Here is a 23,173-nt window from a genome sequence, read left to right as displayed (position 1 = left end):
CGCCGCTCAGGACTACATCGTGACCCCGCCCGCCCCGTTGGCCAAGCCTGACGCACCCAGACGCCCGTCGCTGGTTGCGCCGCTGGATCTGCTTTTTCTGCTCTGCTGCGTCCTCCTGATCGCCGACGTGCTTGTCCCCGAGATTTTCGGCCGCGGCAAGACCAAGGACTACTCGCTCTGGTACTGGGCCGGACAGCAGGTCCTGGAGGGTGGGCCGCTGTATCCTGCCACGGCCGTCGAGCATTTCGATTTCATCTATCCACCGCTGCCGGCAATCCTGCTGGCGATCCCGAGCTGGTTCGGCAAGATCCCGCTCTATGTCGTCCTGTCGATCTTGAACGCCGTGGCGTGGTGGTACACCGCGGCGTTCTCCCAGGTCATGACCGGCTCGGACCGCGCGCCGGGTCGTTGGCTCGAGGCGCTGCCGGTCGTCGCCACCGTGACCTTCGTGTTCGACATGTTCGACCTCGGCCAGCCGAACCTCCTCCTTCTGGCGATGATGCTCTACGGCTTCTGGAGCTTGCGGCATCAGCGATCGTGGCTGGCCGGCTTCATGTTCGCGCTCGCCGCCGCCATCAAGGTGTTCCCGATCGCCGTGCTGCCCTATCTGGCCTGGCGGCGCAAATGGGCGGCCCTGGTCAGCGCGATCGTCTTCACCGGCATTCTTCTCTATGTCGTGCCGGCACCGATCCGCGGCTTCGAGCGCAACGCGGCCGAGCTGGCGACCTGGTACCAGGGCATGGTCGGGACCAGCTCGGAAAAGGGCTTTGGCCAGCGTGACGAGCAGAACTGGTCGTGGGTCAACCAGTCCCTCATTGCCGTCACGCATCGGCTGGTCCGGCCGATCAACTACAATCAGGACGATCCCAGCAAGCCGCCGCGCACCATGAATCTGATCGAGGTCGACTACAGGACGGCGAACTGGATCGTGCTCGCGCTGTCGGCGCTGCTCGGGCTCGGCTTCGTTGCGGTCATGCCGCGGCAAGCGCGGCGGACGGCGCGCTCGGATGCCGAAGAGCTCGGCATCTTGTTCTGTCTCATGACGGTCGCCTCGCCTCTGGCCCGGCAATACTATTTCATGTGGCTGTACTTCCCGGTGACGGTGTTGATGCATCGGGCCGCCTTCGACGAGCGAGCGCATGTGCGCCTGGGAACCTGGCTTGCCCTCAGTGCGGCCGGCATCCTCATGGTGTTGTCGCTGCCGTGGTTTCCGCTCGCCTTCCAGGCTTGGGGCAACAACCTCGCTGCGACCGCCATCCTCGCAGGGTGTCTCGCCTGGCACATCCGGCATCCGCCGCTTGCGGCTAGCCCTAAGGCCGCACCGGCGCTAAAACCCGGACCTCTTGAGACTCAACAATCAGGATAGCAATCATGGCCAACGCGCAGCTCCAATCCGTGCTCGACCACATCGACAAGGATTTCGATAACAGCCTGGAGCGCCTGTTCTCGTTGCTGCGGATCAAGTCGATCTCGGCCGATCCCGCCTTCGCCGATGATTGCAAGGCTGCCGCCGAGCATCTCGCCAGGGACATCGCCAGCCTCGGTGTTGCCACCGAGGTGAGGCCGACCGCGGGTCATCCCGCCGTCGTCGGCAAGACCGGCGCGGGCGGCCGGCCGCACGTGCTGTTCTACGGCCATTACGATGTGCAGCCGGTCGACCCGCTCGATCTCTGGCACCGTCCGCCGTTCGAGCCCGTCGTCACCGATCATGCCGACGGCCGCAAGATCATCGTCGCGCGCGGCGCCGAGGACGACAAAGGGCAGGTGATGACGTTCGTCGAGGCCTGCCGCGCCTGGAAGAAGGTGACGGGCTCGCTGCCGGTCGACGTCACCTTCCTGATCGAGGGCGAGGAGGAGGTCGGCTCGAAGAACTTCGTGCCCTTCATCGAGGCCAACAAGGACGAGTTCAAGGCCGATTACGTGCTGGTGTGCGACACCAGCATGTGGGACCGCAACACGCCGGCGATCACGACCTCGCTGCGCGGCCTGCTCTATGAAGAGCTCAAGATCACCGCCGCCAATCGCGATCTGCATTCCGGCGTGTTCGGCGGCACCGCGATGAACCCGATCCGCCTGCTCACGAAGATCCTGGGTGGCCTGTTCGACGACGACAACCGCATCACCATCCCCGGCTTCTATGACGGCGTGAAGGACACGCCGCCCGATATCCTGGAGCAGTGGAAGAAGCTCGATTTCACGCCCGAGACCTTTCTCAAGCCGGTCGGGCTGTCGCTCCCGGCTGGCGAGAAGGGCAGGCTGTTGGTCGAGCAGGCCTCGACGCGCCCGACCTGCGATGTCAACGGCATCTGGGGCGGCTATATCGGCGAGGGCTCCAAGACCGTGATCCCCTCGCATGCCTCGGCCAAGGTCTCGTTCCGCCTGGTTCAGGGCCAGGACCCGCAAAAGATCCGCAAGGCCTTCCGTGATTACGTGACGGCGCGCATTCCCGGCGACTGCAAGGTCGAGTTCGGCGACCATTCCGCCGCGCCCGCAGTCGCGCTCGACTGGACCATGAAGCCGCTCGCCGCCGCCAGCAAGGCGCTCGCGGAGGAATGGGGCAAGGAGACCGTGCTGATGGGCTCGGGCGCCTCGATCCCGATCGTCGCCGACTTCAAGCGCACGCTCGGCCTCGACTCGCTGCTGGTGGGGTTTGGCCTCGACGACGACAACATCCACTCGCCGAACGAGAAATACGACCTGCAGAGCTTCCAGAAGGGCATCCGCTCCTGGGCAAGGATCCTCGCCGCGCTGGCGGAGGTGAAATAGGCGCGGTGCGGTAGGGTGGATTAGCCGAAGGCGTAATCCACCAACTCTTGCGGGCTGCACCAAGAGAAGAGGTGGATTACGCTTCGCTAATCCACCCTACGAAGTTCACGAAACAAAAACGCCGCCCGGAATTGGGCGGCGTTTCATTCCAATACGTGCAGAGGTAGTTCGACGGAAACACTACCTCAATTTCGTGAATATCTCAAGACCGGTAGCCGGGATTGACGCGGTCGAGCTTGCGCAGCAAGGGCGGCCACACGAGGTTGTTTGCGCGCAGCTCGGCGCGGTCGCGGTTGGCGAGCAGCTCGGTGTTCTTCTCGATCGCGATCTCCTCGACCGGATAGACCGGCGTGCCGAGCGCGCGCGTGCGCACCTGCATCGAGCAGGCGCGCTCGAGATGGTACATGCGCTCGAACGCGGAGGCGACCGAGCGGCCGACCGTCAGCGTGCCGTGATTGCGCAGGAGCATGTGGTTGTGGTCGCCGAGATCCTTCTGCAGCCGTGGCCGCTCCTCGTGGTCGAGCGCGATGCCTTCATAGTCGTGATAGGCGAGGTCGTGGGTGACGAGCTGGGCGGTCTGGTTCAGGGGCAAGAGCCCTTCCGCGCTGCTCGACACCGCGGTTCCGTCGAGGGTGTGGAGATGCAGCACGCAGATCGCGTCCTCGCGCACCTCGTGGATCGCCGAATGGATGGTGAAGCCGGCAGGATTGATGCTGTACTCGCTCTCGGAGAGCTGATTGCCGTGCAGGTCGACCTTGACGAGGCTGGAGGCCGTGATTTCCTCGAACATCAGCCCGTAGGGATTGATCAGGAAGTGATGGTCGGGACCGGGCACGCGCGCGGAGATGTGGGTGTCGACCAGATCGTCCCAGCCGTACAGCGCGACCAGGCGATAGCATGCGGCGAGATTGACCCGTTGCTGCCACTCCGCCTCCGTCATGTTGGAGGGGACTTCCCTCAGGCGGGCTTCTGCTGGCGACATGGCTGATCTCTCCGAACCTCGTTGTTGCGGAGGAGGAGCGTAGTACCGCTCGCCGCTGGCAGCAAGGCGCGTCGGGAGCGCGGCAGTTCAGCGTAGCCCGCATGGAGCGAAGCGAATGCGGGGCCGCTCGCGCGACACGGCAGGTCCCGGATTACGCTTCGCTCCATGCGGGCTACGGGGAGATGACTACGGTGCCGGGATCGACAGCAGGCTGGAAATGCCGCGCCCCCGGATGTCGTAGACGCGGGCGAACACCACGTCGTCGCGCTTGATCTCGACCATGACCGGGGCGGTGAGGCCCTTGCAGTAGAACTCGCCGAGCGTCATGGCGAAATCGGCCGCGTTGGAATCCCAGCCGATGGTGAAGTCGGGCCCGAGCGCCACCTGGGCCGGGCGCTGCGGACCGCACACCGCCACCTTCCATTTGCGGTTGCCGGGCGGCACTTCCTGGCGCTCGACGAGCTGCTCGCGCAATCCGTCGGAGGCCTGCTTCAAGGCGAGGCCCCAATAGTCCAGCATGAAGCGGTCGTCGGCGCCGCGCACGGTGCCGGCAATGTGGTTGAAGTGCGTGTATTGATAGGGGTGCAGCCGGATCATCTCGGCGAGCGACAGCGCAAGGCCGAAGCAGAAGGTGGCGAGCACGACCGGCTGCCAGGTGCGGTGATTGGCCCGCAGGCGCTCCATGGTCCAGGCGAAGGCGACGCCGCCGAGCACCGCCATCGGCGGGATCACGAAGACGAAATGGCGGATGCCGTTGTAGAGCGCCGGGCGCTTCACCATCGCGATCGCGAGCGGCAGGGTAGCAGCCAGCGTCAGCATCAGGAGGATGGTCTTGCGGCGTGCCGGAACCTCGCGCCGCGGCAGCATGGCGAAGGTGCTGACGATCGCACCGCCCATCAGAACCAGCATCACCTCGGGCAGCTGCAGGGCGAACAGCGTCGGCAGATACGACCAGGGCATGTCGGGCACCGATACGATCGCACCGTCGAACATCTCCTTCCACGGCTTCTCGAAGAAATGCGAGAAGTAGGTCAGCGCCGCCAAGGGATTGCCTGGCTCCATGATCGACCACGGCCAGATCAGGCCCATCACGAGGTAGCCGAGCACGAGGCCTGGCAGCAACACATAGACGACATGGGCGAAGCGGCGAACGGATTCGCGCGGACCTTCGGTGCGCAATTCCTCCAGGAACAGCGGCACGAAGCCGACCACGGCGTAGACGAGCGCGAGTCCGCCGAGAACACGGCAGCCGAGCGAAAGGCCGGCCCCCAAGCCGACGATCAGGATCGTGCGCGGCGATGGCTGCGGATATTCCTCGGCGAGGCGGACGAGGCCGAGCATCAGGACGACCATGGCGACCGCGAAGGGTGCATCCTTCGGGTTCATGAACATGTGGCCGTAAAAGGTCGGGCAGAGCGCAAGCAGGAGGAGGGAAGCCAGACCGGCAAGCGGTCCGCCGATGCGGCGGCCGAGCCGCCATGTCACGGCAAGCCCGATTACGCCGACGATGGCGCCGACCAGACGGCGGGTCTCGAACAGCTCGAGCGGAATGACCTTGTGCAGCAGGGCCGCGACCATGTCGAAGCCGCCGCCATACATGTAGAGATTGGCGAAGGAGAGCGCCGCGGTGTCCTTGAAGCCGGAACCGAACATGCGCAGCAGCAGGTCGGCATATTCGGCGTGGGTGTAGTCGTCCCAGCCGAGCCCGTAGTCGCGGAAGGTCAAGCCTGCAATGACGGCGACCGCGGCCAGCACCAGCATGGCGAGATCGTCGCAAGTCCGTTCGATCGAGCGCCGCTGAGGCGTGTCGATCGCCGAAGTCGTGATGGATGTCATGGCTATCGGTGCCCCGGAATCCCCTTTTGGCCCTGCTGGCGCGCGCGGGCCTCAACCCCGGACTCCCTATAGCGCAGTTCCATTACCAAGTAATTGGGCATTATGGCTAAATTCCTGATGCGACGCAGCAATTCCGGTTGGCACCCATTCAGCTGACTTTGCGAGCAGCTTTAGCAGTAGCGAGCCCCGGCTGAAGGGAATGTGAATAAGTCCCTGATTTCCTTCCCTTTAGGAACACTGCCCAGAATTGGCCGTTGGCGTGGAACAGCGTATGACGGTATCGTGGCGTAGCGGTTCTCGCGCGTGATGCGCGGCCGGGGGTGAGTTCGATGAATTTGGCATTGCTGATCGTGGGGATTTGCGCCGTGCTGGCGGGTCTCCTCGCGGTGATTTTCGGCATGACGATCAGGGAATTCAGCCTCGGTGGGACTCTCATAGTCTCCGGCACCATTGGCGTCTGCTCCGGAATGTTACTGGTCGGCCTGCATCTGGTGCTGCTCGAGCTCAGGGGCATCGCACGCCGGCTGGCCGGTGCGGTCGCGCCATCCGAGGTTCGGGTCAGGCCCGCGCTGCCGGGCCTCGCTGTGCCTGGCGTAGTCGCGCCCGAGCCGGTGCCCGCTGCGGCGGTGAGAGCCGAGCCGGCGCCGCCGCCACCGCCCGCAAGTCCGCCGCCGTGGCAGAGCGAAGCTGCAGCGCGCGAGCGGCCGCGTGCCGAGGCACCGCAGCAGGAGCCGGAAGCCCCGACACCGCCTCCCGCTCCGGAAGCGTCGCGCCGGCGCAACCTGCTGTTCGCCTCGACCTCGCGCAAGGAGCGCGAGCGCGCGGAGGCAAAATCCACTGAAACTCCCCCGCCGCCCGCGGAGCCCAGCGAGGCCCCGAACCTTTCGCCCCCTGCGAGCTTCGACGTCGCCTGGCCGAAGCCGGACCGTGCGCGCCCGCCGGAGCCGCCGGCCGCCCAACGCCGTCCGCCGCCGCCGCGCTCGCCGTCGACCTTGGCGGAGACCGCTCCTGAGCCGGCGCCCGAGCCGCCGCCGCTCGTGGAGCCCCCGCCGGTGACGGTGCTCAAGTCCGGCGTCGTCGATGGCATGGCGTATTCGCTCTATTCCGATGGCTCCATCGAGGCGCAGATGCCGGAGGGCATGATGCGCTTTGCCTCGATCGACGAGCTCCGTGCCCATCTCGACCAGCGCGGTTGAAGCGACCGCGCGCTCAAGTAGACGGGCGCTTTTAACCAGTAATCAGTGCCTCGCCGTCAGTCATCGTGTTTCAGCCGAATGTATTCTTGACAGGGAATACTTCGGTGTCGTCAATCCTGTAAGCCACAAGCGGACAAGGGAGGGCGCATGTCGGATGCGGGGGCGAAGAATTTCATCGAGCTGACCGCGAGCATCGTGTCGGCCTATCTCAGCAACAATCCGACGCCGGCGGCCGAGATTCCGAACCTGATCAGTCAGGTGCATGGCGCCTTGGTGCGGGTTTCGTCAGGCCGCACCGAGACTGCGCCGCTGGAGCCGGCCAAGCCCGCCGTCTCGCTCAAGAAGTCGATCGCGCCCGATTATCTCGTGTGCCTCGAAGACGGCAAGCGCTTCAAGTCGCTGAAGCGCCATCTGCGCACGCAGTACAACATGACGCCGGAGCAGTACCGCGAGAAGTGGGGCTTGCCGGCCGACTATCCCATGGTCGCCCCGAACTATGCGGTGGCGCGCTCGCAACTGGCCAAGCAGATGGGCCTCGGGCAGCAGCAGCGGAAGCGGAAGTAGTCGGGGTCTTGTAGCAACCATTAAGTTGCGGCGGTATTTTCACGCCAGGGCGTACCTCGGGCAACAACGGTGTTGGCGTAGATAAGGAGCTTCCTGGCGCAAGCGATCAGGGCGACGCTGTGCGCTTTTCCTGCGGCTGTCAGGCGGCTGTAGAGGCCGATCAGCGCCTTATTCCAACGAAAGGCTGCTGGGAGCGCCGCGGCGTAGAGGGAGCGCCGAAGGCGGCCCCGGCCGCCGGCGATATGGCGCTGGCCCCGGTGTTTTCCGCTGTCGTCATCGAAAGGAGCTAGGCCGGCGAGTGCCGATGCCTGCTCTCGGCTGATCTGGCCGAGCTCCGGCATCCGGATGATCAGGGCCAGCGCGGTGCGTTCGCCAATGCCTGGAACGCTAAGCACGAGATCAAATCGAACAGCGAGATCGTGGTGAGCGCGCAATTGCTTGGCGATGAGGCGCAGCTGCGCGAGTCTTCGTACCTTGAGCCGCGCAATGTCGGCGAGAACCATTCGTTTAAGGCGTGGTTCACCGATGTGCTCGAGCCTGGTCTTGAAGCGAGCGATATCCTCCTCGATCTGTTCGACGAAGGTGAGGGCATCGGCAAGCGCAGTCAGTCGCGGATCTGGCGCAATCTCATGCGGTTCGATTGCAGCCGCACAAGCGGCAATCAAGGCCGCATCGAGAGCATCATTCTTGGCTCTCTGGCGGTGCAGGCGCGCAAAAGCCCGCACCTGGATTGGTTGGAGAACCAAAACAACAAAACCCGCTGCCCGCAGGTGGTTGACCACACCACGCTCGTAACCACCGGTCGCCTCGATTCCGACGCGTTCGACGCCCGCTTTTGTCAGCTCTGAGCGTAGTTGCTTTCAGCCCCGCATTGAGTTTGCGACCTGCAAACGCAGAACCTGTCCGCAAACCGCAACGTCCAGCTTGTCTTTGGCCGTATCGATACCGGCCGCAATCGTGGTAGTCTTCGTCATCTTCGCCGACCCCTGCCTTGTGAAGCGAACCAGATTGTTCCGGCAACCATCCGGGTCCGATGAAGGTGCTGACGCGATCACGCTACCGGGCAGCCACAAACTGCTCTGGGTGGGCTCGATCCGATCGCCAGCGGCCTGCCGGGGTTGCAGCCCCGGCAGGCCATTCCTCTCGGAACACCCCAATCAATATCCGATTGCGCTATTACAAGGGTGGGCAAAGGCGCAAAGCGCCGTGCCCACGAGTTTTCATTATACACAGGAGGTGGGCACGCTCCGCTTTGCCCACCCTACGAGAGCATCTTACGACGCTTCCGCGAGCGCCTCTCTCGCATCGGTCTTGATGCGCTCGACCATCGAGCGCAGGCCATTGGAGCGCTGCGGCGTCAGATGATCGCGAAAGCCGAACTCGTTGAACACGGCGATCGCGTCGGTATTGAGGATCTCCCGCGGCGTGCGGCCCGAATACAGCGCGAGCACGATCGCGACCAGCCCGCGCACGATATGGGCGTCACTGTCGCCGCGATATTTCAGGACCGGCTCGCCATTGCTGCGATCGACCGTCTTCTGCAGCCAGACCTGGCTGACGCAGCCCTGCACCTTGTTCTCGGCCGAGTGTTCCGCCTCCGGCATCGGTTCCAGAGTGCGGCCGAGCTCGATGACGTACCGGTAGCGGTCGTCCCACTCGTCCAGAAGCTCGAAATTATCCCTGATGTCGTCGATCGTCGTCATATCGGCCCGCAGTTCCCGCTTACCGCCAATATAGAGACGCGAAGCCCTGAAATCGATAGGGCCTGGACGCTTAATTCGCCGGCCCCGGTCCGCGCCATTCGAGCGCAAGGTCGTCCTGGGTCAGGGTATCGCGCGGCGCCTCGCTCGCTGCAAGATCGCCTTCGCCGGCCAGCGCGATCGAGCCGGTATGGTCGGGCGCCTTCTTGCTGTCGGTCTTGCTGCCGTCGTTCCTGCCGCCGTCGTTCTTGTCGTTGGTGATCTGCTCTTTCTTGTCGTTGATGATCTGATAGAGCTTCTTCGCGCCGTCCTGGGCGCGCTGGCCGATGATGGTCGCGGCCTGGCCGCCGACCTCGCAGGCCGCCGGCTGGCGCTTGCAGAACTGGGTCACGTCGGAAACGGCCGCGGTCGCGGCCTGCACCGCATCGGCGGCGCCGATCTGCGGCAGCTTGTCCGATTCGGGCGTCTTGTCCCGCGGCAGGAGCACCAGCACCAGCCCGAGCCAGAATGTGATGCGGAGCAGAAAGCGCATCTTATCGACCTGTCCGTTAGACTCCGCCCGCGGCGATCTCCCGCGGATGTCGGACCTAGCGATCCTCGATAAATCGCAAGTGATTGCCTTGAGCTTAATTCGCGGAAAATTGACGTCAGATTCTTCGGGAGCGACGTTCCGGTAAATTTTCGATTGACGCCCGTACCCATGGTTCTGCCGGCCGCCCGCATCCACCAATTCGAAACCATGCGGAGCAGGGTGAAACCCTGCGTTCACCATTCGCAGCGAAGACGTCGCCAAATCGTCTAAAAAGCTCCGCGATAACGCGGTGTCCGGCCACACGCTGTGCCGCCTTAGCACTCGTTTAAGGTCGCTCTGACACGGTGGCTCAACGACAAGGAGGCGTTCCGGCGCGTCTTCCAAGAGACGATTGAGCCGAAGCGCGAGACCCGTGACAGTTTTGAGTATCATCCGCGATTGTCTCGATGCACTGCTGCATCCCTCCGCGCGCTACGATGCGCTGATGCGCGCGCGCCATCGCGCCTTCATGGCACCGCGGCTGCTCGGCAGCCTCGGCGCCTTCGCTGCATTTCCGGTCTATCTCGCCATGCGCGGCGCGCCGAGCGCGATCGAGGTCGCGGCCTTTGCCTGGCTGATCGCGCCGATCATGTTGTCCTGGTTCCTGTCGCGCACCGGCCGTTACGAGGGCGCGCACGTGCTGTCGTCGCTGGCGCTCGCCGGCCTGATCATGGCTGTCGCGATCACGACGGGCGGCATCGAATCCTTCGCCGCGGTCTGGCTGATCGTGGTTCCGCTCGAAGCTGCGCTGTCGGCCTCGCGCCGCGTCGCGGCGTTTGCCTCGCTGCTTGCGCTGTCCTGCGCCGGAATGCTGATTCTGGTCAGCCAGCTCGGCTGGCTGCCGGTGGTTGAGCCGAGTGCCGCCGAGCGCGGCGTGCTGATGGCTTTCGGGGTCACGTCTGCCACTCTTTATGCCGCCGGCCTCGCCTTCGGCGCGGAATCGCTCGCGCGCACCAGCGTCGCGCTGTTGTCGCGCGAGGAGGAGCGTTACCGCCTGCTGGCGCGCAACATGAGCGATGTCATCTCGCGGCATCAGCGCAACGGTGCGGTGCAATTCATCTCGCCGGCGGTGGAGGCCATGCTCGGAGCGCAGGTGGCGCAACTGCTCGGCCACGGCCTGTTCGACCGTGTCCATGTCGCCGATCGGCCGGCCTATCTCACGGCACTGTCCGACGCGGCGCGCGGCGAGGTGCGCAGCGTCGAGTTCAGGCTGCGGCGCGAGCCCGCCGCCGAGCGCGGCCAGATCGATTTCATCTGGGTCGAGATGCGCTGCCGTCCGCTCGATCAGGACAGCGCGCGTGACGTCACGTGCGAAGCCGAAGTCGTCGCGGTGATGCGCGACGTCACCGACCGCAAGCTTTTCGAGCAGGCGCTGGACCAGGCGCGCAGCGCCGCCGAGGCGGCCGATGCCGCCAAGACGCGCTTCCTTGCCACCATGAGCCACGAGCTGCGCACGCCGCTCAACGCCATCATCGGCTTCTCCGAGATGATCGCGCAGGAGCAGGCCTTGATGCTGGGTGCTGCGCAGCGCAAGGAATACGCCCAGCTGATCAACGATTCCGGCCAGCACCTGCTGTCGGTCGTCAACGGCATCCTGGACATGTCGAAGATGGAATCGGGCAATTTCGAGATCGCGTCCGAGCCGTTCGCGCCGCGCGCTTCGCTATTGCATTGCTGCAATTTGCTGGCGCTGAAGGCGCGGGAGAACGGCATCGACCTGATCACCGACGCGCCGCAGGACCTGCCCGTCATGACCGGCGATCCCAGGGCCTTCAAGCAGATCGTGCTCAACCTCGTCGCCAACGCCATCAAGTTCACAGAGCGCGGCGGTCAGGTCTGCGTATCGGCCGCGGTGTCCGGCTCGCAGCTGACGCTGCGCATCAGCGACACCGGCGTCGGCATCGCGCCCGACGATCTCAAGCGCATCGGCGCGCCGTTCTTCCAGGCCGGCACGACCTATCAGCGCCGGCACGAGGGCACCGGCCTTGGACTTTCGATCGTGAAGAGTCTCGTGGCGTTGCATCTCGGCGAATTGACGGTACAAAGCAGGTTGGGCGAGGGCACGGCGGTCACCGTCAAGCTGCCGCTCGTCTACACGCCGCCGCAAGCCAAGCCGGCCGAGCGCAAGATTGCGACGCTGACGCCGGCGCTGCGCCAGGATCTTCAAGGTCAGGATCTTCAAGACCAAGCTCACGATCAGTCTCAGGACCAACCCGCTCTGGTGAAGAAAAGTGCCTAAGAAGTCTGCCAAGGACGAAGCCGCTCCGCGCCGCCGTGGCGCCAAGGCTGCGGTTGTCGACGTCGAGACCGAGCGCAACCTCGTGATGCGCGTGCTGCTGCACAGCCCCAAGGACACGCTGGCCGGCCTCGTCGCCGTCGCCGCGATCGCCGCGATCGTTGCCAATGCGCTGTTCCTACAGACCGGCCGGCATCCCGCGCCGATGTTCGGCACGGTGATCAATCTTCCCGCGCCGTCGTCCGTGCCGCTGTCGAATCCCATGCCGCGTCCGCGCCCCGTCGGCGCCGATACCTCGCCGCTCGAGCCGCGCGCGACGGAGTTCCGCGTGGAGCCCAAGCCGGTCGAGCCCAAACCCGCCGAGCGTGCTGCCGAGAAGCCGCCCGAAAAGCCGGTCGAGGCGACCGCATCGACGCGCTCGAACGATCCGATGACCAATCTGGTCAAGGCGACCACCTCGACACCGCCCGCGGCCCTGCGTCCGCCGGCGCCGATCCCGGCGCAAAGCCCGGCCGCACGCCGCATTGCCGGCGTGCAGCGCGCGCTGTCCGAATACGGCTACGGCAATCTGAAGATCACGGGCACCATGAGCGGCGAGACCCAGGCCGCGATCCAGAAGTTCGAGCGCGAGCACAAGATGCAGGTCACCGGCCAGGTCTCGGACCGGCTGCTGCGCGAGCTCGCCGCTGCGATCGGCCGCCCGGTCGAATAGCCGCACGTCGAGTGTCGTTGACGCAGGTCAATTGCCGGCGCCGGCACGATGGACCGGATCCGATACGATTGCGATTTGAGTGGGATCAATGACGGCCGGCGGCCGCAGGAACAAGATGGCTCATCTCATCAAGGAAGAGAGGTCGTCATGTTCAAGGTCTCGATTCTCGTCTGGATCATGCTCGGCACGACGCTGGCGGGCATCAGCCTCATCGTGGTGCTGATGGTCCCGAGTTTTGCCGCCGACGCCATCAGGAACATCCCCTATGCCGTGGCGGTAGGATTTGCACTCGCTATGCCGCTGTCATACTTCATCGCAACGCAGATTCGCGGTGGTCAGGACGGCACGCGCAAGGCGTGAGACGTAAAGCTGGCGTGAGGCCTCGCACTGGCCTATCGTCGAATTCATGCGTTTGAAATCCAATATTTGGGTGGCGGCTTACTTGCGCCGGTGCCAGACCGAGGGCGTGTTCGGCGCCGTGCGGCGTCGCGGTGCCGAGGAGGCGGGCGCGGTGTTCGTGAAGGTGTCGCTGCTCGACGGCAATGCGATGCTGTATGCGCCGGCGCCGCAGACCGTCTATGACGATGGCCGGCCGGTCGATCGCTTCTTCGTCCCTGTCGCGCCGCAGCCTCTGCCGGATCACACGATCGAGGAGCGGCTGATCAAGGAAATCCGCTTCGATCCGGATGCCTGGATCGTCGAGACCGAGGATCGCGCGGGCCGGCATTTTCTGGAATTGGCCAAGGCGTAGCCTCAACCGTCATTGCTCGCAATGACGGGGTTGGAGTTCGTTGCGTGCCTCACCGCTGCCGCTCGCTGAGGCGGCGTAAGCAAATCAGCGATCCGACGGATTAGTCCCCGTCCGCACCTCCGGGCTCGAGCCGGGCTGCACGCCCGGCCGCGTCTGGCTCGCGCCGGCGCGTGCGCGCTGGCGCTCCCCGTCATGCAGCGAGGACTGATACTTCGCGCGGGTGACCGCGAGCGTCGAGCCGCGCCAGGCCGCCAGCATCACCAGCGCCGATCGCTCGGCGAGACGGTCATAGAGCCGCGACAGGCGGTACACGGCGTTCACGGACGTTCCGATCTCCGGCTTGAAGAACAAGAGAATGCGCTGGAACACCGGGCTCGGCATGTCGAGCGCGCGTGCGGCAACGGCAAGCGCCTCGCCGCCGGCATCGTCGACGATCTGGGCTGCGACGCGCGAGGGCAGGATCAGGCTGTCGCCGAGCTCGAAGGTGAAGCTTTCGATATCGCCCGCGATCGCCGCCATCTCCAGGATCTGGATCGCGCGCTTGGCGCGCACGGTCGGAATACGGGGGGCGGCTTTCAGCGGGGTCTGCGCCAGATTATGCAGGATCAGCGCGCGCTCGGAGGCGCCGGCGCGGAAGAACATGTCGTGGATCTCGGCCGCCTCTTTCGGCTGCATCGCCAAGTTGGCGGCCATGCGTTGCTCGGCCTCGGTCGGCACGCGCGCCGGAGCAGACGCGCGCGGCGGGGCGGGGATCTCCCGGGCCAGTGGAACCCTGCGGCCTTCCTGGGTGGCGACCAGGCCGAGCTTCTGCAGGATCGGGACGGGCGTCTGCGGATAGACCGCGAGGCGGGCCTTGACGGCCGCGCGCGTCGCATCGTCGACTTGGTCGATCAGCCGCGTGGCGAGCTCGACGAATTGCCGCTGCTCGTCGTCGCTGTGGGTGCTCGTCTGGACATAGAGGTCGGTCAGCACGCGCAGCAGCGTCGGACGGACATCGACACCTTCGCGACGGGACAGGGTCATCAGCCCGTCGAATCCGGGAAACAGCGACTTGGTCATGGAGGCGTACGCAACTCGGGAAAGATACTTGGGGGCGAGCCTAGCGCAGCTTCGTTTAAAGCCTCGTTAAGGAAAACGAGGCGTGAAGCCGGCCCTGCAATTTGAGGCGTTGTCGTGCCGCAACGGGACGGCGCGGCGCGGTCCGTGCGGCTACGGTTGAAGCGGCCCGTTTACACCCCGTTAACCATGAGCTGATCTTAATGAATGCATGTTGCTGGGGCGCGTTCGGTCGCGCGGCAATTGAAGAGAGCTGACATGGGGACCATCATCGAATTTCCGGCCGGTCGCCGGGTGGGCTCGTCCGGGGATGTCGCTCCGCGCGCGGACATGGGAACGGTTCTGATCCTTCCCGTGATTCGAATCGAGCGCGAGGCGGACGAAACCAGCGGCGATCGCGGACCGGAGCAGGGCACAGCGCCGGGGCGCCGTCGTCGCCGCCGCTGACATTCGGCTTCATGCAATGCCGGACGTCATCCGCCAGATCCGGCCTGTCCTATCGGCCGTCCTGCTCACGCTGCTAGGCGCGTTGCTCGCGGCGTGTAGCGGCGGCGACTTCGGCCGCACCCGCGAGAGCATGCGCAGCGACGACATGCATCGCTGGCTCGGTGCGGAGGTCACCTCCAGCGTCGGCCTGAGACCATCGCAATTCCAGCTCACCGACGAAGAGCGCCAGCTTCGCGATCTCGCCTATCCCATGATCGAGCCGCCGCTGTCGCGCCCCGCATGGAAGAGCGTGTTCGGCGACTACAAGGCGCTGCCCTCGCCGTGGCGGCAGAAGGTCGTGTTCGACCGCACCATGTACGGGCGCACCCTGATCGACGAGCCGCACCGCTCGCATTCCTCGCGCTATGCGCAGCTGATCGAGGACGTGCGCAACGACATCACCCGCTTCGAGCCGTTCTTCGCATCCGCGATCCGCGTCATCGATCTCGACAGGAAGCGCGATGCCAGCATGGCGCGTGTCTCCGCGCTGTCGCCGAGGGAGAGGGACGACGCGGTCGCGCGCATGCAGGAGAACTCGCTGATCATCCAGTGGGTGCAGCAATGCCTGGAGCAGCGCATCTCGTCCTATCGCTGGGCGCTGGAGCGCCTGGTGATCCAGGCCCCCGACGGCATGGCCGCCGATGCCGACCGCCTGATCGGCGAGCTCGCCGCCCAGACCGCCAATCCGCCGGTCCAGGGGCAACCGCCCTATGGTCGCGCGGTGGTCTCGAAGGGCTAAGCACGGGTCCTCAGCCCTTTGAGCGCGGCCGCCCCGCGGCCGATCGGCCCGATTCCCCGGGCCGCCTGACCGGTTCCACGGGAGTGCGCCGCCTGCCGCCGCCCACCTGGTTGAGGTTCTCCGGGAACCGCATTGATGGCCCTTGTCCTTCCGCGCCGGCCGGATAGGATCGCATCGTTTCTTCGAATTCATTTTATCCAAAGGTCCTTCGAGATGAGCTTAAACGCCGCGCATCCGCGCAAGAGCCGTCTGGACATTTCCTCGGGCCGCCTGTTGGCAGTTGCCATTCTGCTCGGATCGACTGGCTCCGCGGCCGCGCTGACCAAGGAAGCAGCGCTCGAGAATTGCCGGATGAGGGTCGGCAAGCCGATCGTGCAGGCCTGCATGCGCGCCGGCGGCGGACCTGCCGGAGGCGCAAATCTCGAAGCCTGCCGGGCAAAAGCAACGCCGCAGGTCAGGGCCTGTGTCATGGCGGCGCTCAATGCCGCCAATGGCCGCGCCAATGTCGCCGTCGAGCTTCCCAAGGAAACGGCGCCCAAGCTCGAGGCAGGCACGGCACTGCCGAAGGATTTCGTCGCCCCGCCGCGCAGCATCTCCGACATCACGGCGATCCTCGACGGCGACAAGCCCAACGAGAAGATGATCGCGGAATTGAAGTCGGAGGCCGACGCCGTGCCCACGGGCAAGGAGTCCCGCCAGGACCTCGCGCAGCTCTATTTCGATCGCGCCAATGCACGCGCGCAGCTCGGCCGGCTCGCCGAAGCGATGGCTGACGCCGACAAGGCCGTGGAGGTCGGGCGCGGCGCAGTCGGCCCGAATTTGCTGGGGCGCATGTTGCAGCTCCAGTCCCTGCAACACTCGCTCGCGGGCGATCCGAAGCGCGCGCTCGAGATCATGCAGAGACTTTTGCGCGAATCGGCCAGCATGCCGGGCGCCAAGGGATTTCAGTTCGTGACGAACCGTGGGATCGCGGTCGTTCTCATCCAGATGGGCGACCTCGCACAGGCCGAAGCCTATCTCCGCCGCACCCAGACCGCGATCCAGGAGGCCCGCACCAGCGGCCATCCCAATTGGCGTGCGGCCTATGCGAAGTTCGGCCAGAGCTGGGAAGGCGAGCTGGAGCTCACTCGCGCCGCGATCTTCGAGGCACGCGGACAGTTCGCCGATGCCGAGGCCGCCTATCGCACCGCCGAGCTGCGCAAGCGCGCAAGCACGAAGGCCATCATGGCGTCGGACAGTGCGCCGGCCGAGACCCTTCTGCTGCAGGCGATCGATGGCACCGTGTTGAGCCAGGCGCGCATGAAGGCGAAGCAGGGCAAGCTGGCCGAGGCCGAGGTGGATGCGCGCCGCGCGCTGCTGTCGCGCCTGAAGGATACCGGCAAGTACAATCCGGTCACGCCGCGCTTCGTCATGGGGATGGCGGGCATTTTGGTCGACCAGGGCCGCTACGAGGAGGCCGAGAAGCTCGGCCGTGTCGCCCTCGACATCAACAAGACGGTGGGTGTGCCCGAGGATTCGCAGGCGACGGTGCAGTTGCTGTCGCAGCTTGCGGGCATCCTGACGCTTCGCCGCCAGAACGCCGAAGCGGGCGAAATGTTTGCGAGGATAGAAAAGGCCGTCGCCGGCTGGGACCCGCAGCGCCGCCAGGTGTTCGAGCTCAATCCCTCTCGCATCCTGTCCCTCTATGATTCCGGGCAGCTGGACGCCGGCATTGCCGCCGCGGAGCAGCTCGTGAAGAGGCAGATCGCGCGGGTGGGGGAGAATCATTTCGACGCCGCCTCGGCACGCGGCACGCTGGCGGTCGGATTGATGCGCGCCCGCCGCGATGCCGACGCGATCAGGGAGTTCAAGGCCGCCATTCCGGTGATGATGGCGAGCGCCAACGATAACGCCGACGACGAGAACACGACCGTGGTGGCCGCGCGCAGCCAGCGGCTGCAGACCATCGTCGAGAGCTATCTGCTGCTGCTCGGCAGGGTGGAAGGAGGCGGCACCAATGTCGGCGAAGAGACATTCAGCCTGGCCGATGCCGTCCGCGGCCGCTCGGTGCAGCAGGCGCTGGCTGCCTCGAGTGCGCGTGCGGCGGCAAAGGATCCCGCGCTGGCCGAGCTCGTGCGCAAGGAGCAGGATCTGAGCAAGCAGGTCAACGCCCAGCTCGGTACGCTCAACAACGTGCTCGCGCTTCCCGCAGCGGAACGCGACGAGAAAGGCGTGCAGCAGATACAGGCCTCGATCGCGGCGTTGCGCGGCCAGCGCGACAAGGCGCGCCAGGAGATCAAGCAGAAATTCCCGATCTATGCCGATCTCGTCTCGCCCAGGCCGCCGAGCGTCGCCGAGATCCGCGCGACGCTGACCGACGGCGAGGCCATGCTGTCGTTCTATTTCGGCCAGAACGGCAGCTTCGTCTGGGCCGTGCCGAAGTCGGGGCCGGTGGCATTCGCCGCCGTCCAGGCCAGGATCGGCGACATCGAGAGCAAGATCCGCAAGCTGCGCGAGGCGCTCGAGCCGCAGGCGGCGATGATCTCGGACATTCCACCGTTCGATCTCAAGCTCGGCCATGAGTTGTACGAGCTGCTGCTCAAGCCGGTCGAGAGCGGCTGGAAGCCGGCCAAGAACCTGATCGTTGTCACCAACGGTGCGCTGGGCCTGCTGCCGCTCGCCTTGTTGCCGACGGCACCGGCGGAGGTGGCCGCCGACGAAGACCCGCTCTTCGTCGGTTATCGCAACGTGCCGTGGCTGGCGCGAACCCATGCCGTGTCGACGGTGCCGTCGGCGGCGGCGCTGCGCACGCTGCGGCAGTTGCCGCCGGGCAAGCCCGGCCGCGGCGACCTCGTCGCGTTCGGCGATCCCTATTTCAACAGCGATCAGCACGCCGAGGCGGAAGGCACGGGTGAGAAGATTCAGCTGGCCGATGCCGGCGGCAACATCACGCGCGGCGGGCCGCTGAAGCGGCGCAACAGTCCCAAGCTCGACGGCGTCGATAGCGCCGAACTCGGTCTGCTGCCTCGGCTTCCCGATACCGCCGATGAGTTGAAGTCGATCGCGCTGGCCTTGCAGGCGGATCCCTCGAAGGTGCTGTTCCTCGGCAAGAGCGCGACCGAGAGCGCGGTGAAGACGATGAATCTCTCCGGCTTCAGGATCCTGGCCTTTGCGACCCACGGTCTGGTCCCGGGCGAACTCAACGGGCTGACGCAGCCGGCGCTCGCTCTGTCGTCGCCGGTGGTGACGGGCGAGGGCGGCGACGGACTGCTGACGATGGAAGAGATTCTCGGTCTCAAGCTCGATGCGGACTGGGTCGTCCTGTCGGCCTGCAATACCGGCGCCGGCGCAGGCGCAGGGGCCGAGGCGGCCTCCGGGTTGGGCCGCGCGTTCTTCTACGCCGGCACGCGCGCCCTGCTGGTGACGAACTGGTCGGTGCACTCCCAGTCGGCGCGGCAATTGGTGACGGACCTGTTCAAGCGGCAGGCCGACGATCCCAAGCTGTCGCGCAGCGAAGCGCTGCGCCAGGCGACGATGGCTCTTGTCGATGGTCCCGGCTATCTCAACAGCGAGGGCAAGACCGAGTTTGCCTATGCGCATCCGCTGTTCTGGGCGCCTTACACGATCATCGGCGATGGCGGCTTGCGTTGACGAATGGGAAAGGGGGCAAGGAAAATGAAGCGGAATGCTCTACTGGCTCTGGTGGTTGCGGGTCTGTTGGCCGCGGGATCCTCGCTCGCCGCGCCATTGATCACGGAAGAGGAGGCCAAGCTGCCGCCTCCCAAAGGCGCGGTCGCCGTCGATCAGCGCGGCATCATGCGCGGCCCGAAAATTGAGTTCGTCTCGCCGGGCGCTCCCGCGAATTCTCCTCTGCGGCTGGTGTTGAAATTCCAGTCCTATGGCGGGGCCAAGATCGATCCGGAATCGGTCAAGGTGATCTTCCTCCGAACGCCGAACGTCGACCTGACGCCTCGGGTCAGGCCCTTCGTGCAGCCAGATGGCATCAACATGCAGGATGCGGAGTTGCCGCCGGGGGAGTACACGATGCGTGTCGACATCAAGGACAGCGATGGCCGGCCGGGCACGACCGTCTTCACCCTGAAGGTTGCGCCCAAGTGAGCTCGCAGGTGAACTCGCAAGTGGCGTGCCTCTACTGCCGGTCGGAAAATGCCGAGGGTGCGCTGGTCTGCGCCTCGTGCGGGCGCGACATCGCCGTTCCCGCCACGTTGCTTGCCGAGCGCGACGATCTCTTGCGCAAGCGCGAGGATCTGCGCGATGAACTGAAGCGGGCCAGAGGCGAGATCGAAGCCATTATGAGGCGAGGGAAGTCGCGCTAGCGATGGAATGTCCGTTCTGCGCCGAGACGATCAAGGACGAAGCCATCGCGTGCAAGCATTGTTCGCGCGACTTGCGCGTCGTGCGACCGACGCTCCTCGAGATCGACGAGATCGTTGCCGAGCTGGACAAGCTCAGGCGGGATCTCGATCGCGTCAACGTCCGTCTCGAGCGCTACAACAATCCGCTGCGCTATTACGGAACGCATGCGGTGCTCTATGTGGTCATTCCAGCCCTGCTGCTGGTGATCGCGCACGTGCTCGTGACCATCACCTTCAACGTGTCCCCCATCCCGCTCCGGATTGCATCGATCGCCATACCGCTGCTGTTCGGCTTCGTGGCCTATCCGTTGCACCGGGTGTCCGCCCTGACGGCGTTCGTGCTGGCGTTCCTGGCAGCGGCCGTCAGCGTCCTATCGATGCTGACGGTTACGGGGATCCATGACCATGTTCCGATCCTTCCGACGATCTGGATCGAATGGCGTGAAGTGTTCGAATATGGCGCGAGCATCCTGCTCGCCTTCGTCTCCGGCAACATTCTCAGCGTCGTGATCTTCCAGATCCTGCCGCGTGTGCTGACGCAGGGAGGCAAGCCGAACGCTTTCGCATTCAGGGTGGCGCGGCTGCTCGGGCAGCATGTCGGCGAGGAACAGCTGCGCCGTCGTGCCCGCTTGATTCAGGATCTCATGCAGACCGTCGGGCCGCTCGCGGGCGTTGCTGCGACCGGTATCGGCTCGATCTATGCGGGGTTGAAGGGCTTGCTGGGCTAGCTCGACTGCATCTGTCTCACGGCGCGCCTTCAGGCCTAGCGCGCTTCCACCACCTCGCCGTCCTCTTTCACGAACCGGCCAACCGGATTGTCCAGGAGATCGACCACGGCTTCCGACGGCCGGCACAAGCGCGTGCCCTTTGGCGTCACCACGATCGGCCGGTTGATGAGGATAGGGTGGGCGATCATGACATCGAGGAGCTGCTCATCGCTCCATTTGGGGTCGTCCAGGCCGAGCTCCTTGTAAGGCGTTCCCTTCTCGCGCAGCAGCGCGCGGACCGGAATGCCCATGGTCGCGATCAGTTCCTTGAGCTTGTCCCGCGAGGGTGGAGTCTTCAGATATTCGATGACATCAGGCTCGACGCCGCTCTGCCGGATCATCGCCAGCGTGTTGCGCGAGGTGCCACAGGCGGGATTGTGATAGATCGTGACGGTCATCGAACTGTCTCCGTGATTGCGACCGAGGCGGACGCGCGTGAGCGGCCGAGCAACCAGTTCATCAGCAGCATGCCCGCGAAGGCGCCGCAGAGTTCCGCGAGGATGAATCCGGGCAGGTCAGCGGGGCGAATGCCGGCGAACGTGTTCGTCAGCGACCTTGCGATGGCCACCGCAGGGTTGGCAAACGACGTGGAAGCCGTGAACCAATAGGCGGCCGTGATGTAAAGGCCGACCAGCCAGGGGATGGCCGTCCGCTGAAACCGGATGCCGGCCAGGATCGTCGCGACCAGCCCGAACGCAGCGACCGCTTCGGCGAACCATTGCGGCCCTCCGGTTCGGACCTTCGTCGAGAGGTCGAGCAGCGGCAGGCCGAACATCAGATGCGCCGCCAGCGTTCCCGCGATGCCGCCAGCGATCTGCGCGATCACGTAAAGCGCGGCCTCGTTGACCGGCAGCTCGCGCTTGCCGGTGAAGACGAGCGTCACTGCGGGATTGAAATGTGCGCCGGAGATCGGACCGAGCACCGTGATCAGGACAACCAGAATGGCCCCGGTCGGCAAGGTGTTGCAGAGCAGCGCAAGGGCGACGTCCTTGGTCAGCGTTTCCGCCATGATGCCGGAGCCGACCACGGTGGCGACCAGAATACCCGTGCCGAGCGCTTCAGCCGCGAGGCGCCGCGGGAGATCGAAACTGTCCATCAGCCGGCCTTCGGCGCCAAATCGGTTGCACCTTCGGAGCGGCCGATTTCGCGCAGCTTGATGCCGAGCGAAAGCTTGTCGATGCTCCTCAGCGGGAGGTTCACGAATGTAGCGATGCGGTTTCTCAGATAGCGAAACGCGGTGACGAATGCCGCCTGTTTCTCCAGTTCTGAACCCTCTGCCGCGGCAGGATCCTCGATGCCCCAATGTGCCGTCATCGGCTGGCCCGGCCAGATCGGACAGGACTCGCCCGCTGCGTTGTCGCAGACGGTGAAGACGAAATCCATCACCGGTGCATCCGGAGCGGCAAACTCCAGCCAGCTTTTCGAGCGCATTCCGTCGGTGGGATAGCCCGTCTGTTCCAGCGTGCGCAACGCCAGCGGATGAACTGCGCCTTTCGGGGCGCTGCCGGCGGAGAAGGACTGAAAGCGGCCGCCGCCGTCCTTGCGCAGGATCGACTCAGCCAAGATCGATCGCGCCGAGTTGCCGGTGCATAGGAACAAGACGTTAAACCTGTGATCAGACACGGCTTCGCTCCTTTCGTTTTGGCGAGCAGCACGATTGCAAGGTCTCGACGACGGGCTCGCAAACCTCCGGCCGTCCGCCGCAGCAATCGCGCAGCAGGAAGAGCGCGACGTCGCGGAATTCGCCGAGATTGGCGCGGTAGACGATCGAGCGACTGTGCCGCTCGGAGGACACGAGGCGGGCGCGGCTCAGAATCGACAGATGCGCCGACAGCGTGTTTTGCGGGACTTCCAACAGGCGGGCGAGATCGCCGGCCGCAAGACCGTCAGGCTCGTGCCTGACCAGCGTCCGGAACGCCTCCAGACGGGTCGGTTGAGACAGCGCGGCGAGCGCCAGGACGGCTTGCTCTGTTTCCATATATCCAGATTTATGGAAATTTCCGGCAACATGTCAACCCGAAATCCAGGCGACCTCGTATTTCCAATATTCTGGAATTATCGTTTGACAGCGGGGCTGCACAGGCGCATCATGTCGCGCATGAAGATCGACGACGCAGCAGCACGCTTGGAAGCCCTGGGGAATCGGACCCGCCTGCAGATTTACCGGGCGCTGGTCCGGGCCGGGCACGCGGGCATGCCGGTCGGCCGCCTGCAGGACAAGCTGAAGATTCCGGCGTCGACCTTGTCGCACCACATCAAGACGCTGGTCTCGGTCGGATTGGTCAGTCAGATCAGGGAATCGACGACCCTGATCTGCCGCGCCAATTTTGACGCCATGCGCGGGCTGGTCGATTTCCTGGCCGCGGAGTGCTGTGCGGAAGAAGCGGGATGCAAGGCTGCGCAGACCGCAGCCTGATTGATTTGGCCAGTTATTCCATAATTCTAGAAAGATGGAG

The 23,173-nt window shown here is 65.1% G+C and carries 25 protein-coding genes; 15 read left to right on the top strand and 10 right to left on the bottom strand.

Annotated features, from left to right (window positions below; translation table 11 throughout):
• Positions 1 to 19: 19 nt before the first annotated feature.
• Both I6F24_RS01670 and I6F24_RS01665 read left to right on the top strand, forming a co-directional pair.
• Positions 20 to 1,366: a glycosyltransferase family 87 protein gene (locus I6F24_RS01670; RefSeq protein WP_225149873.1), complete on the top strand. Its 1,347-nt coding sequence runs from the start codon at positions 20 to 22 to the stop codon at positions 1,364 to 1,366.
• Positions 1,367 to 1,371: 5 nt separating this feature from the next.
• Positions 1,372 to 2,766 carry a M20/M25/M40 family metallo-hydrolase gene (locus tag I6F24_RS01665; protein ID WP_128262629.1) on the top strand — a complete coding sequence of 465 codons (1,395 nt, stop codon included), beginning with the start codon at positions 1,372 to 1,374 and terminating at the stop codon, positions 2,764 to 2,766.
• A gap of 202 nt (positions 2,767 to 2,968) precedes the next feature.
• Here I6F24_RS01665 and I6F24_RS01660 read toward each other — a convergent pair whose 3' ends face one another.
• Together I6F24_RS01660 and I6F24_RS01655 are read right to left on the bottom strand one after the other, a co-directional pair.
• The gene (locus tag I6F24_RS01660) at positions 2,969 to 3,748 is read right to left on the bottom strand and encodes a class II aldolase/adducin family protein (RefSeq protein ID WP_036005973.1); all 780 of its coding nucleotides are present in this window, start codon (positions 3,746 to 3,748) and stop codon (positions 2,969 to 2,971) included.
• A 186-nt stretch (positions 3,749 to 3,934) separates the two neighbouring features.
• Positions 3,935 to 5,584 (bottom strand): glycosyltransferase family 39 protein, encoded by a 1,650-nt coding sequence (locus tag I6F24_RS01655; RefSeq protein WP_074447486.1) that lies wholly within the window; start codon positions 5,582 to 5,584, stop codon positions 3,935 to 3,937.
• Positions 5,585 to 5,913: 329 nt separating this feature from the next.
• Here I6F24_RS01655 and I6F24_RS01650 point away from each other — a divergent pair, with 329 nt between their 5' ends.
• Together I6F24_RS01650 and I6F24_RS01645 are read left to right on the top strand one after the other, a co-directional pair.
• The gene (locus I6F24_RS01650; protein ID WP_225149872.1) at positions 5,914 to 6,780 is read left to right on the top strand and encodes a DUF308 domain-containing protein; all 867 of its coding nucleotides are present in this window, start codon (positions 5,914 to 5,916) and stop codon (positions 6,778 to 6,780) included.
• Positions 6,781 to 6,927: 147 nt separating this feature from the next.
• Positions 6,928 to 7,344, top strand: a complete 417-nt coding sequence (locus I6F24_RS01645; protein WP_036005917.1) for a MucR family transcriptional regulator — start codon at positions 6,928 to 6,930, stop codon at positions 7,342 to 7,344.
• 20 nt (positions 7,345 to 7,364) lie between these two features.
• On the opposite strand, the gene I6F24_RS01640 is transcribed toward I6F24_RS01645, so the two are convergent.
• The 3 genes from I6F24_RS01640 to I6F24_RS01630 all read right to left on the bottom strand — a co-directional run bounded on the left by I6F24_RS01640 (position 7,365) and on the right by I6F24_RS01630 (position 9,576).
• Positions 7,365 to 8,156, bottom strand: coding sequence for a transposase (locus tag I6F24_RS01640; protein WP_346656897.1), 792 nt, complete (start codon positions 8,154 to 8,156; stop codon positions 7,365 to 7,367).
• A gap of 462 nt (positions 8,157 to 8,618) precedes the next feature.
• Positions 8,619 to 9,047: a SufE family protein gene (locus I6F24_RS01635; RefSeq protein WP_057027182.1), complete on the bottom strand. Its 429-nt coding sequence runs from the start codon at positions 9,045 to 9,047 to the stop codon at positions 8,619 to 8,621.
• Between the two features lie 70 nt (positions 9,048 to 9,117).
• Positions 9,118 to 9,576 carry a DUF5330 domain-containing protein gene (locus tag I6F24_RS01630; protein WP_036042942.1) on the bottom strand — a complete coding sequence of 153 codons (459 nt, stop codon included), beginning with the start codon at positions 9,574 to 9,576 and terminating at the stop codon, positions 9,118 to 9,120.
• Positions 9,577 to 9,988: 412 nt separating this feature from the next.
• Between I6F24_RS01630 and I6F24_RS01625 the strand changes: the two genes are divergently transcribed.
• From I6F24_RS01625 to I6F24_RS01610, 4 genes are all read left to right on the top strand, one after another.
• Complete coding sequence (locus tag I6F24_RS01625) at positions 9,989 to 11,854, top strand: ATP-binding protein (RefSeq protein WP_225149871.1); 1,866 nt, start codon at positions 9,989 to 9,991, stop codon at positions 11,852 to 11,854.
• Positions 11,847 to 12,563: a peptidoglycan-binding domain-containing protein gene (locus I6F24_RS01620; RefSeq protein WP_225149870.1), complete on the top strand. Its 717-nt coding sequence runs from the start codon at positions 11,847 to 11,849 to the stop codon at positions 12,561 to 12,563. The genes I6F24_RS01625 and I6F24_RS01620 overlap by 8 nt, the downstream gene beginning before the upstream one ends.
• A 147-nt stretch (positions 12,564 to 12,710) precedes the next feature.
• Positions 12,711 to 12,923 carry a hypothetical protein gene (locus tag I6F24_RS01615; protein ID WP_024339804.1) on the top strand — a complete coding sequence of 71 codons (213 nt, stop codon included), beginning with the start codon at positions 12,711 to 12,713 and terminating at the stop codon, positions 12,921 to 12,923.
• A gap of 46 nt (positions 12,924 to 12,969) precedes the next feature.
• Entirely contained in the window at positions 12,970 to 13,314 is a 345-nt protein-coding gene (locus tag I6F24_RS01610) for a DUF1491 family protein (protein ID WP_225149869.1), read from the top strand.
• Between the two features lie 84 nt (positions 13,315 to 13,398).
• On the opposite strand, the gene I6F24_RS01605 is transcribed toward I6F24_RS01610, so the two are convergent.
• Positions 13,399 to 14,373 (bottom strand): DUF2336 domain-containing protein, encoded by a 975-nt coding sequence (locus I6F24_RS01605; RefSeq protein ID WP_225149868.1) that lies wholly within the window; start codon positions 14,371 to 14,373, stop codon positions 13,399 to 13,401.
• Between the two features lie 255 nt (positions 14,374 to 14,628).
• Here I6F24_RS01605 and I6F24_RS01600 point away from each other — a divergent pair, with 255 nt between their 5' ends.
• The 6 genes from I6F24_RS01600 (at position 14,629) to I6F24_RS01575 (ending at position 20,678) form a co-directional block, all read left to right on the top strand.
• Positions 14,629 to 14,817 carry a hypothetical protein gene (locus I6F24_RS01600; protein WP_036005903.1) on the top strand — a complete coding sequence of 63 codons (189 nt, stop codon included), beginning with the start codon at positions 14,629 to 14,631 and terminating at the stop codon, positions 14,815 to 14,817.
• A gap of 16 nt (positions 14,818 to 14,833) precedes the next feature.
• Positions 14,834 to 15,595, top strand: coding sequence for a hypothetical protein (locus tag I6F24_RS01595; protein ID WP_036023191.1), 762 nt, complete (start codon positions 14,834 to 14,836; stop codon positions 15,593 to 15,595).
• Positions 15,596 to 15,808: 213 nt separating this feature from the next.
• Complete coding sequence (locus I6F24_RS01590; RefSeq protein WP_225127219.1) at positions 15,809 to 19,225, top strand: CHAT domain-containing protein; 3,417 nt, start codon at positions 15,809 to 15,811, stop codon at positions 19,223 to 19,225.
• Between the two features lie 24 nt (positions 19,226 to 19,249).
• Positions 19,250 to 19,693 (top strand): hypothetical protein, encoded by a 444-nt coding sequence (locus I6F24_RS01585; protein WP_036023194.1) that lies wholly within the window; start codon positions 19,250 to 19,252, stop codon positions 19,691 to 19,693.
• Between the two features lie 8 nt (positions 19,694 to 19,701).
• Positions 19,702 to 19,911 (top strand): hypothetical protein, encoded by a 210-nt coding sequence (locus tag I6F24_RS01580; protein WP_036005954.1) that lies wholly within the window; start codon positions 19,702 to 19,704, stop codon positions 19,909 to 19,911.
• Positions 19,912 to 19,913: 2 nt separating this feature from the next.
• A complete protein-coding gene (locus I6F24_RS01575) occupies positions 19,914 to 20,678 on the top strand; it encodes a hypothetical protein (protein ID WP_036005895.1) in 765 nt (254 codons plus the stop codon).
• Between the two features lie 35 nt (positions 20,679 to 20,713).
• Here I6F24_RS01575 and arsC read toward each other — a convergent pair whose 3' ends face one another.
• The 4 genes from arsC to I6F24_RS01555 are packed head-to-tail and all read right to left on the bottom strand — an operon-like array spanning position 20,714 to position 22,695.
• On the bottom strand, positions 20,714 to 21,115 hold the full coding sequence (gene arsC / locus I6F24_RS01570) for an arsenate reductase (glutaredoxin) (protein ID WP_225127217.1): 402 nt from the start codon (positions 21,113 to 21,115) through the stop codon (positions 20,714 to 20,716).
• Complete coding sequence (locus I6F24_RS01565; RefSeq protein ID WP_036005890.1) at positions 21,112 to 21,813, bottom strand: MIP/aquaporin family protein; 702 nt, start codon at positions 21,811 to 21,813, stop codon at positions 21,112 to 21,114. The genes arsC and I6F24_RS01565 overlap by 4 nt, the downstream gene beginning before the upstream one ends.
• Positions 21,813 to 22,340: an arsenate reductase ArsC gene (locus I6F24_RS01560; RefSeq protein ID WP_225127215.1), complete on the bottom strand. Its 528-nt coding sequence runs from the start codon at positions 22,338 to 22,340 to the stop codon at positions 21,813 to 21,815. Before I6F24_RS01560 ends, I6F24_RS01565 begins: the two co-directional genes overlap by 1 nt.
• Positions 22,333 to 22,695 (bottom strand): metalloregulator ArsR/SmtB family transcription factor, encoded by a 363-nt coding sequence (locus tag I6F24_RS01555; protein ID WP_225127214.1) that lies wholly within the window; start codon positions 22,693 to 22,695, stop codon positions 22,333 to 22,335. The genes I6F24_RS01560 and I6F24_RS01555 overlap by 8 nt, the downstream gene beginning before the upstream one ends.
• A gap of 120 nt (positions 22,696 to 22,815) precedes the next feature.
• On the opposite strand from I6F24_RS01555, the gene I6F24_RS01550 reads away from it, so the two are divergent.
• A complete protein-coding gene (locus I6F24_RS01550; protein ID WP_036005951.1) occupies positions 22,816 to 23,133 on the top strand; it encodes a metalloregulator ArsR/SmtB family transcription factor in 318 nt (105 codons plus the stop codon).
• The last annotated feature ends 40 nt before the right edge of the window (positions 23,134 to 23,173 follow it).

The organism is Bradyrhizobium sp. BRP23, from assembly GCF_020194135.1.
GTDB classification, from domain to species: Bacteria; Pseudomonadota; Alphaproteobacteria; order Rhizobiales; family Xanthobacteraceae; genus Bradyrhizobium; species Bradyrhizobium yuanmingense.
The sequence above is the reverse complement of the archived record's forward strand: the minus strand, read 5'-3'. Positions and strand labels throughout refer to the sequence as shown.

Bases quoted from the DNA above. Each gene is read 5' to 3' on its own strand.
- arsC (WP_225127217.1), bottom strand. From the start codon at position 21,115: ATGACCGTCACGATCTATCACAATCCCGCCTGTGGCACCTCGCGCAAC.
- I6F24_RS01555 (WP_225127214.1), bottom strand. From the start codon at position 22,695: ATGGAAACAGAGCAAGCCGTCCTGGCGCTCGCCGCGCTGTCTCAACCG.
- I6F24_RS01665 (WP_128262629.1), top strand. From the start codon at position 1,372: ATGGCCAACGCGCAGCTCCAATCCGTGCTCGACCACATCGACAAGGAT.
- I6F24_RS01635 (WP_057027182.1), bottom strand. From the start codon at position 9,047: ATGACGACGATCGACGACATCAGGGATAATTTCGAGCTTCTGGACGAG.
- I6F24_RS01630 (WP_036042942.1), bottom strand. From the start codon at position 9,576: ATGCGCTTTCTGCTCCGCATCACATTCTGGCTCGGGCTGGTGCTGGTG.
- I6F24_RS01615 (WP_024339804.1), top strand. From the start codon at position 12,711: ATGTTCAAGGTCTCGATTCTCGTCTGGATCATGCTCGGCACGACGCTG.
- I6F24_RS01655 (WP_074447486.1), bottom strand. From the start codon at position 5,584: ATGACATCCATCACGACTTCGGCGATCGACACGCCTCAGCGGCGCTCG.
- I6F24_RS01660 (WP_036005973.1), bottom strand. From the start codon at position 3,748: ATGTCGCCAGCAGAAGCCCGCCTGAGGGAAGTCCCCTCCAACATGACG.
- I6F24_RS01610 (WP_225149869.1), top strand. From the start codon at position 12,970: ATGCGTTTGAAATCCAATATTTGGGTGGCGGCTTACTTGCGCCGGTGC.
- I6F24_RS01650 (WP_225149872.1), top strand. From the start codon at position 5,914: ATGAATTTGGCATTGCTGATCGTGGGGATTTGCGCCGTGCTGGCGGGT.
- I6F24_RS01550 (WP_036005951.1), top strand. From the start codon at position 22,816: ATGAAGATCGACGACGCAGCAGCACGCTTGGAAGCCCTGGGGAATCGG.
- I6F24_RS01645 (WP_036005917.1), top strand. From the start codon at position 6,928: ATGTCGGATGCGGGGGCGAAGAATTTCATCGAGCTGACCGCGAGCATC.
- I6F24_RS01575 (WP_036005895.1), top strand. From the start codon at position 19,914: ATGGAATGTCCGTTCTGCGCCGAGACGATCAAGGACGAAGCCATCGCG.
- I6F24_RS01595 (WP_036023191.1), top strand. From the start codon at position 14,834: ATGCCGGACGTCATCCGCCAGATCCGGCCTGTCCTATCGGCCGTCCTG.
- I6F24_RS01585 (WP_036023194.1), top strand. From the start codon at position 19,250: ATGAAGCGGAATGCTCTACTGGCTCTGGTGGTTGCGGGTCTGTTGGCC.
- I6F24_RS01600 (WP_036005903.1), top strand. From the start codon at position 14,629: ATGGGGACCATCATCGAATTTCCGGCCGGTCGCCGGGTGGGCTCGTCC.
- I6F24_RS01590 (WP_225127219.1), top strand. From the start codon at position 15,809: ATGAGCTTAAACGCCGCGCATCCGCGCAAGAGCCGTCTGGACATTTCC.
- I6F24_RS01605 (WP_225149868.1), bottom strand. From the start codon at position 14,373: ATGACCAAGTCGCTGTTTCCCGGATTCGACGGGCTGATGACCCTGTCC.
- I6F24_RS01565 (WP_036005890.1), bottom strand. From the start codon at position 21,813: ATGGACAGTTTCGATCTCCCGCGGCGCCTCGCGGCTGAAGCGCTCGGC.